General features: G+C 42.2%; 5 protein-coding genes and 1 pseudogene. 4 read left to right on the top strand and 2 right to left on the bottom strand.

The window, feature by feature from the left end; translation table 11 throughout:
• Positions 1 to 638 precede the first annotated feature (638 nt).
• The 4 genes and pseudogenes from KM934_RS11945 to KM934_RS11930 form a co-directional block, all read left to right on the top strand.
• Positions 639 to 929 (top strand): annotated as a pseudogene (locus tag KM934_RS11945) (helix-turn-helix domain-containing protein); the annotation flags it as partial.
• A gap of 139 nt (positions 930 to 1068) precedes the next feature.
• A complete protein-coding gene (locus KM934_RS11940) occupies positions 1069 to 2052 on the top strand; it encodes an ORF6N domain-containing protein (RefSeq protein ID WP_215760827.1) in 984 nt (327 codons plus the stop codon).
• Between the two features lie 81 nt (positions 2053 to 2133).
• Complete coding sequence (locus KM934_RS11935) at positions 2134 to 4227, top strand: outer membrane beta-barrel protein (RefSeq protein WP_215760826.1); 2094 nt, start codon at positions 2134 to 2136, stop codon at positions 4225 to 4227.
• 228 nt (positions 4228 to 4455) lie between these two features.
• Positions 4456 to 5175 carry a hypothetical protein gene (locus KM934_RS11930; protein WP_215760825.1) on the top strand — a complete coding sequence of 240 codons (720 nt, stop codon included), beginning with the start codon at positions 4456 to 4458 and terminating at the stop codon, positions 5173 to 5175.
• Positions 5176 to 5523: 348 nt separating this feature from the next.
• On the opposite strand, the gene KM934_RS11925 is transcribed toward KM934_RS11930, so the two are convergent.
• The gene (locus KM934_RS11925) at positions 5524 to 6528 is read right to left on the bottom strand and encodes a PGN_0703 family putative restriction endonuclease (RefSeq protein WP_252344993.1); all 1005 of its coding nucleotides are present in this window, start codon (positions 6526 to 6528) and stop codon (positions 5524 to 5526) included.
• A 10-nt stretch (positions 6529 to 6538) separates the two neighbouring features.
• On the bottom strand, positions 6539 to 7150 hold the full coding sequence (locus KM934_RS11920; protein ID WP_215760824.1) for a metallophosphoesterase family protein: 612 nt from the start codon (positions 7148 to 7150) through the stop codon (positions 6539 to 6541).
• Positions 7151 to 7619 lie beyond the last annotated feature (469 nt).

The following is a 7619-nucleotide window of genomic DNA, read 5'->3' as shown; positions in this document are numbered from 1 at the left end:
AGTAAAGAATCCGTGAAAAGACCCATCCGTGCGCATCGGTGCAATCCGTGTTTTTGATAAAGGCACCCCGCATGGCCATTGCGCAATTGTTAGTGCCCACCGCCTACGGCGATGGTCTCTGGGGTCTACAGAACACGGATATCACCGATGCGCACGGATCAATCATCACGAATCTGTTAATTCTTTCTTTTTTGATGGCCCTCTGGGCCTGTGGATCTTAAACGGATTTTCCGCATACCAAGAATATGTGACGCTCTGTTCATCCCTGTCAAACGAAGCGGGCTGAAAAGTCATGGTAGCGCATAGCCCTGTCAATCCAAGCGGGCTGAAAGCCCAATGACCTCCATAGCCCAGGGCAAGCGAAGCGATACCCTGGGTAAACCGCCACACCATATCACACCACGCCCTGCAAGGGCAAAAGTAAATATAACACGCTCTGTTTCAGCACTTTTGCCCTTACAGGGCGTAAGCTCAACGGCACATTATACCCAGGGCGTCGCTTCGCTTGCCGCTGGGCTATGAACTTCTGCCCCTTTGGGGCGTGCCCATTAAAACGCGCCCTCATAGAAAGGTTCTCCGCATGTGGTAAATTCCTGTTCTGTCAACTTGTGCTCAATCAGCCACAGGCATAACTTATTGTCTTTGCCCCGATAATGATAGCCACGCTTTCGACCTGTGCGCAATTGGAACGTGATAATATCTCCTGCCGATTGCTGTCAGGAAGGAAGCAGTATATAGAGAAAGGTGGGAAGCTCGGACGCAAGGTAGGCTCTGTAAAAACGGAAGAACAGATGAAAGCCGAATATAGGGAAGTAATAAGTCTGCTTCGCAAGGGATATTCCATTCGGGATGTGGCAAAGTTGTGTGGTAAAGGGGTAAGTACCGTGCAACGAGTGAAGCGATTACTAAAAGTACAATCATCGCAATAATACTATTGATTTTACGTTCTTCCCCCAAAAAGGGGTTGTGCAATAGCGGCTTAAAGGCTAAAAGCACTACCTTTGTACCCAATATAACAACAATACGTTTAAGGTCACAATTTGTGATCTCAAAAATAAAGATAGAAATATGGCAAACAACATAGATAAAAAAGAATCGGTCGCAAATTGCGACCAGTCCAAAATAGATGTTACAAAATGCGACAACCATGAACTCGCAGGTAATATCGAACCTCTAATAAAAGTAATTAGAGGGCAACAAGTTATGCTTGATAAAGATTTAGCAATGCTATATGGGGTAGAAGTTAAAGTTCTGAATCAGGCTGTTAAACGCAATGTTGAACGCTTCCCTAATGACTTTCGGTTTCAATTGACAAAGGAAGAATGTTTAAGGTCACAAATTGTGACCTTAAACGGAAAACAAGGTCAACACCTCAAATATATGCCGTATGCTTTTACTGAGCAAGGCGTGGCAATGCTTAGTAGTGTTCTCCGTTCACAAACAGCTATTGAGGTCAATATTCAGATTATGCGAGCCTTTGTTTCCATGCGTCATTTTATGGTGAACAATGCTTCTGTTTTTAGTCGTTTGGAAACAATAGAATATCACCAGTTGGAAATTTTACAGCACCAACAAGATACAGATAAACACTTGCAAGAATCCGACAAGCGCATAGACGAGGTGTTTCGCAGATTGGACGAGGGCAACGCAAAGCCGAAACAAGGTGTGTTCTACAATGGTCAAATTTATGATGCCTATACTTTCGTGTCCGACTTGATTAAGAGTGCGAAGAAGCGTATTGTCCTTATCGACAACTATGTTGACGAGACTGTACTGACCTTGCTCGATAAAAGAGAAAACGATGTGTCTGCCGTAATCTATACCCAGCAAATAAGCCGTCAGTTCCAACTCGACATAGACCGTCATAATGCTCAATATGCACCGATTGATGTTGAAACATTCCGTTTGTCACATGACCGCTTCCTTTGTATAGACGATGATGTGTATCATATAGGAGCATCCATAAAGGACTTGGGCAAGAAGTGGTTTGGCTTCTCTAAGATGGAGATACTTACACCAGATGAATTGGTGGAACGAATCAACAAAGGGTAATACACTACAATACGTATAGCAGAACATTCTCGTTTGTGGATTGTTTTTCGTACTTTTGAATAACATAGAAAAAGATAAAATATGGCCAACAAGATATTTCTTTTAGGATTATTTCTGCTTTCTGTTGCCAACGTGAAAGCTCAAACTCTGACGCAAACGGATTCGCTCACCATGGAGACCATGTTGCACAATCTTCCGGAAGTGATGGTAAAAGGTTCTCGCCCCATTGTCAAGGCAGAGCGGGGTATGCTGTCGTACAATATGCCGCTACTCCTAAAACAATTGCCTGCCGACAACGCTTACGAGGCATTGACACGCATACCTGGTGTCAGCGATGCCACAGGCAGCATATCCTTCTCTGGCAATGAAGTAACGTTGATTATCAACGGACAAGCCACCACATTGACGCAAGAGCAACTTACTGAACGCTTGAAGGCAATGCCTGCCGCACAGTTGGCAAAAGCCGAGGTGATGCTGTCTGCCCCTGCTCGCTATCATGTGCGTGGCATGGCTATCAACATCGTTACGAAAGACTACGCCGGTACCAATCAGCTATCAGGACAGATCATTGGTGGCATGCGGCAAAACAAATACGCCAATGAGTTTGGTAATTTATATCTTTCCTTGCAAAGGGGCAAGTTTGGACTTGACGCACAATATAAATATGTAAACGGCAATTCATACGGTGAATCTTCACGCATAGCCAATCATCCGCTTGGCAACAATCGTGTTTATTATAATGACGAAACAGGACAGAAGTCGTTTGGTATTACACACGACTACCGGCTGGGGATGAATTATGCTTTCAGTAAGAACCATCGTCTCGACGTTGCCTATACAGGACACTGGGACAAGACGTGCTCAAACAGCAACACCACAGGATCGAGCATTAGTGGAATGCATCATGACAGTCATGAGTATCTGCACAATGTGGATGTTAACTACTCGCTTCCTTTCGGACTCACCCTTAACGGTTCGTACACCTACTATCGCACGCGTCAGCTACAAGCCCTCGACGGCACGATGCATACGGATGAAAGCATGTCGGAAACAGAACGCAATCTGACAAGCGGCAGTGAGCAGACCATCAACGAATGGATGTTCACAGCCGACCAAACCCATTCGTTGGCACACGGCTGGGGATTGTCGTATGGTGTGAAAGGGCAATTCACAAGCAACAAGAGTTATCAGACCACAATAGATAAGGATGGAACCATCCAGCCCAATGGGACAAGTAGCGTGGACAACAATGAGCGGATATGGAACATATATGCTGGTTTCAGCAAGCAGATAAACAAGGCCCTTAGTCTTGAAGCATCCGTTGCCGCCGAGCAATACCACTCTCCGATATGGGATAAATGGCGCGTGTATCCTACGCTCAATGCTTTGTGGAACGTCAACGATAACCATTTGCTCAATCTATCATTCAGCTCCAATTCGGAGTTCCCGAGTTATTGGTCGACCATGAGTAACGTTTTCTATTCTTCAACATACTCAGAGATACATGGCAATCCCGATTTGAAACCCTTCGCTTATTATAACGTCAACCTGATGTGGCAGATAAAGCGACGTTATACGCTGATGGCTTTTGCAAGTCTGAAGCCCGACTATTTCGTACAGTTGCCATATCAGACCACAGAACGCATGGCTGTGATAATGAAGGAAACCAACTTCGATTATTCCAATAGTTATGGATTGCAGGCGTCAGTCATATTCAATGCAGGCAAATGGCTCAATGGCAATGTGTTTGCTGTAGGAACCTACAAGCACGACAAGAGCAGTAATTTCTTCGACTTGCCATTCAATCGCAAGAAACTCTCTGTTATACTTGGAGGTACAGCATCTGTAAAACTATGCAACACTCAAGACTTGCGCCTCATACTCAACCCTTTCTTTCAGTCGAAAGCCATACAAGGAGTCTACGACATAAGTCCTATCTTTAGTATGGATGCCAAACTGCAATGGACATCGCATGACGGAAAATGGGGATTACGCATCAATGGCAACAACATCTTCAACAACCTATACGACACCCGCTCCGTGCAAGGCAACCAAGACTACCGTATGAAGGTTAACTACAACTGGGCATCTGTCACCTTCGCAGTTATCTATAAGTTTGGTGGCTACAAGGAGAAGACGGTCAAGGAGGTAGATACCTCGCGCATGGGACACTGAGGATGGTATAACTTTTAGCATGTAAATATAGAAACAAAAAGTGCATCACCAAGAAGTTCAAGTCTCTTGGAAAATTGGGAAGAAAAAGAAGTATAGGCTATAAAAGGCAAAAGGATGTGGTGACTCCACATCACCCCATCCTCAGCTTACTTGTCAATGTATGATGCGACAAGATAAACAATCGAAAAGACCGTATAAAGGAAACAAGTATAAAAACAATAAAAAATTATGAGAAAGTTATTGACGTTTGTGCTTTTGTCTATCATTGTCTATGGCTGTAGTAGTGATGATAATGTTATTTCATCATTATGCTTTGAAAAAGAATATTACGAAAAGCCATTATTAGAAAACTCGCAAGAAATTGTTTTTAGTGGAGGAAGCGATAATCTCTCAATCGAAGTGTCAGATGATGATGTATTAGAGGCCACAATAAGTAATGGGAAAATAAAAATAAAGACAAAGAAGAAGGGCTTTGTTTTTCTTGTTGTGAAAGATAATATGGATAATACAAGCGTTACTATCAGGATTAAAGTAGTGGACCGTTATTTAAGTTTGCGATTAGCTAATCCCATTCCGAACAATTCATATTATAAAAAAGGAGATTGTCTGTTTTTAGTTAATGACGAAAATAGGTCTTTTTACTTATGTGATGAATCTTGTAGCTTAAAAGAAACAGGAAATTACACACTGTTTATGGATAATTCAGCTTTTTCCCTTTCTTTATTTTCTGCCGAAAACATCTTTTTATATGACATATCGAATAGTTCATATTCTTTCCTATGGTCCGCAATTCCTATTTACTTAGGTTTTTCATGGATAAATGAAGAGATCGTAAATAATTCACGAGCAGCTTCACCTGTAGGCATGACTGCTGTAGAGAGAGGCACAGGTAATGTGTATTATTTTTATTTAGATACTACTGAAATACCTTATGGTATATTAAAATAGGAAACAGCAGACCATCAATGTGAAATTACATAAGGTCAAAAGGATGATAATAAGATTTCTGAAATCAAGAGGTTTTGACTATAATACAGTTCCAATTCCCGATTATGTAATAAAGAGAGAAAAGGATATTTATCCATCAATGTGGCAGGATTATCTCAGTAAGTATTAATTTGCTCATATTATGTCATAATAGACATTGCTGAAAAATCCGTGGAGGAAAATTTGACCTCCACGGATTTTTCAGCAATCATAGAAATGGCGAGTGAGGATTTCTTTGTTTTCCTTGGCAATAAAGCTATCAAGGGCTTTTGTAACAGCGTCCGCTTTATCGGTGGCTTTTACAGATAACTACTCCATTCCATAATACACCTTCTTGTACCAGCTTGCCCAATCGGGTAAATACTTGGCGGCTGCATTAACCAAAGAGTCCGACTTGAAGTCAAAGAACTTATGAGAGTGCTTTGTGAGTTCGCGATATTCATTCATGGTTTTGTCGAGGAACGTATTTTCAGGATGGGTTACAACGGAGAAAAAGACATCAGCGAATAGCGCACGGTTTTCAAGTTCTAAAGCAAGCATCTGGTTCCTCCAAAGTTGGTTCATGCCACCTCTAAATGGACACCCAGTTCCCTTATAGCTACCATTGAAAAACAATGATTGGGCATCCATGATATTCCAGTAATAATAGCCACAATGCTTGTGATAATAGCACTTCTCGTGGTCATTCAACAAATCTGCCATACTACAAGTGGTGCAGTTAGCCTTCTCCGATTTAGAAATGCCCTTTGAGCGATAACCTCCGCAGGTGGTAAATTCCTGTTCTGTCAACTTGTGCTCAATCAGCCATAGGCATAACTTATTGTCTTTGTCTCGATATGCAATAGCAACATCAGAGTCAGTCCCTGCATGAGGACTATGGTCACCAAGCAGTCCTTTTGAGCCCTCTAATGAAGATTCCCAGTATTCAAAGCAATATCCTTTCCGTAATTGCTCTCTGTCGATGTGGGCGAATCCTTTTGGTGCAACTCCAGAGGCTAAGAGTATCTGTTCTGCTTGCTCGCTTTCAAGGATAGGAACAAACAGGTTGATGCATGCTGTCTGTGAACTTGCGACATGTGCTGATGCCGCAAGATGGGGCTTGTAGGCAAAACGGCTTGCTTGAATATCTGCCACCACAGGCTTTATGCCAGCATATAACATAGAAGGAAGTTTTTCTTCACAATATGGTTTGGGGAACAAGCAATCGTGTTCTACACCATGTGATGAGATACCCTTTTCTACGATTCCAAGATTTTCCTTCTTATATCTTATCAACTGAGAGTACACTTTCTTCTTAAAATCTTCGTAAGTCATGAGTTGTTAATTATTTTAGGTTTATTATTGTTGGATTATTTATCAGATTGTACCTGCTATCCACCACACAGGCATTGCTATATATAACATTCCCTATCGTTGCCGTACCATAAGCGTCATGCTCGTGACCAAACAAATGGCAGGTAGGATGTAAAACTTTCAGGTGTTCCGCAAGGGCTGCATTGCCTCTATGCTCAGGACCTTTTCCGTAGTCAGCGATGTCGCATATTCCTTTTGGGGGCATGTGCGTGACCAAGACATCTATATCGTCTGGAATATTTCGGATTAACATGTCCAGTTTGCCATCCATACAGTCTTCCATGAACATCGGTATGCCATAAAACTTCATGCCATCTATCACAACGCTGTTGCTGTTGAGGTAGTGAACGTTTTTGGAGAGTCCGCCAATAGGGTCTGCCCCATACATACACATATCATGGTTGCCAGCAATGAAAACCTTGTGCTCATAAGGTAAGTTACAGAACCAATTCATGAAGTCATACGCTTCCTCTTCACTTCCTGCAAAAGTAAAGTCACCGCTATGCACTATGACATCCGCTTCGGGCAATGACCTCAAATTCTTGTGCTGGCCATGTGTGTCAGACAAATGCAATATTTTCATGTTCAACGCAAACTTAGATACATTTCAATTTCTTGATACATACTTCCTGTTGATACAGGCGTGCCAAAAGTCTGTTCTACCTCCTTTTTATATCTGCTACGATTCCCTTTGTCTCTAAAGGGTCATCGCATTCAATCGTGTATTCCATAATGTCATCAAAGGCATTATGAACACACGTTCTCTGTTGATAGGAAAGTTGCCTTCTGTCGTACCTGGTGTTGATAGTATAATATAAAAACGAATGATGAGCAAAAGTACACACAGGTTTTCGTCGTTTTAACACAACATTAACATATAGGAATGGAGCATGTGATGGCGAAAACGGAGCATGCCAACTTAGATATTCGTGTTTTTGATAAAAGCAACCCGAATGGCATCTGTGCTTATTTGTGCGATCCGTGGGCGAATAAAAATTTTAGCGCATTGTGCGCTTAGTTGTCGCCCACAGATCCCGCAGATTTCCACAGAT

Origin of the sequence: Hallella faecis, from assembly GCF_018789675.1 — a bacterium.
GTDB lineage: Bacteria > Bacteroidota > Bacteroidia > Bacteroidales > Bacteroidaceae > Prevotella > Prevotella faecis.
Note: the sequence above shows the minus strand (reverse complement) of the source record. Positions and strands in the feature narration are given on the sequence as shown.

What these genes read in the sequence shown, in the direction of transcription:
- KM934_RS11935 (WP_215760826.1), top strand. Translation starts at nt 2,134, where the DNA reads ATGGCCAACAAGATATTTCTTTTAGGATTATTTCTGCTTTCTGTTGCC.
- KM934_RS11930 (WP_215760825.1), top strand. Translation starts at nt 4,456, where the DNA reads ATGAGAAAGTTATTGACGTTTGTGCTTTTGTCTATCATTGTCTATGGC.
- KM934_RS11940 (WP_215760827.1), top strand. Translation starts at nt 1,069, where the DNA reads ATGGCAAACAACATAGATAAAAAAGAATCGGTCGCAAATTGCGACCAG.
- KM934_RS11925 (WP_252344993.1), bottom strand. Translation starts at nt 6,528, where the DNA reads ATGACTTACGAAGATTTTAAGAAGAAAGTGTACTCTCAGTTGATAAGA.
- KM934_RS11920 (WP_215760824.1), bottom strand. Translation starts at nt 7,150, where the DNA reads ATGAAAATATTGCATTTGTCTGACACACATGGCCAGCACAAGAATTTG.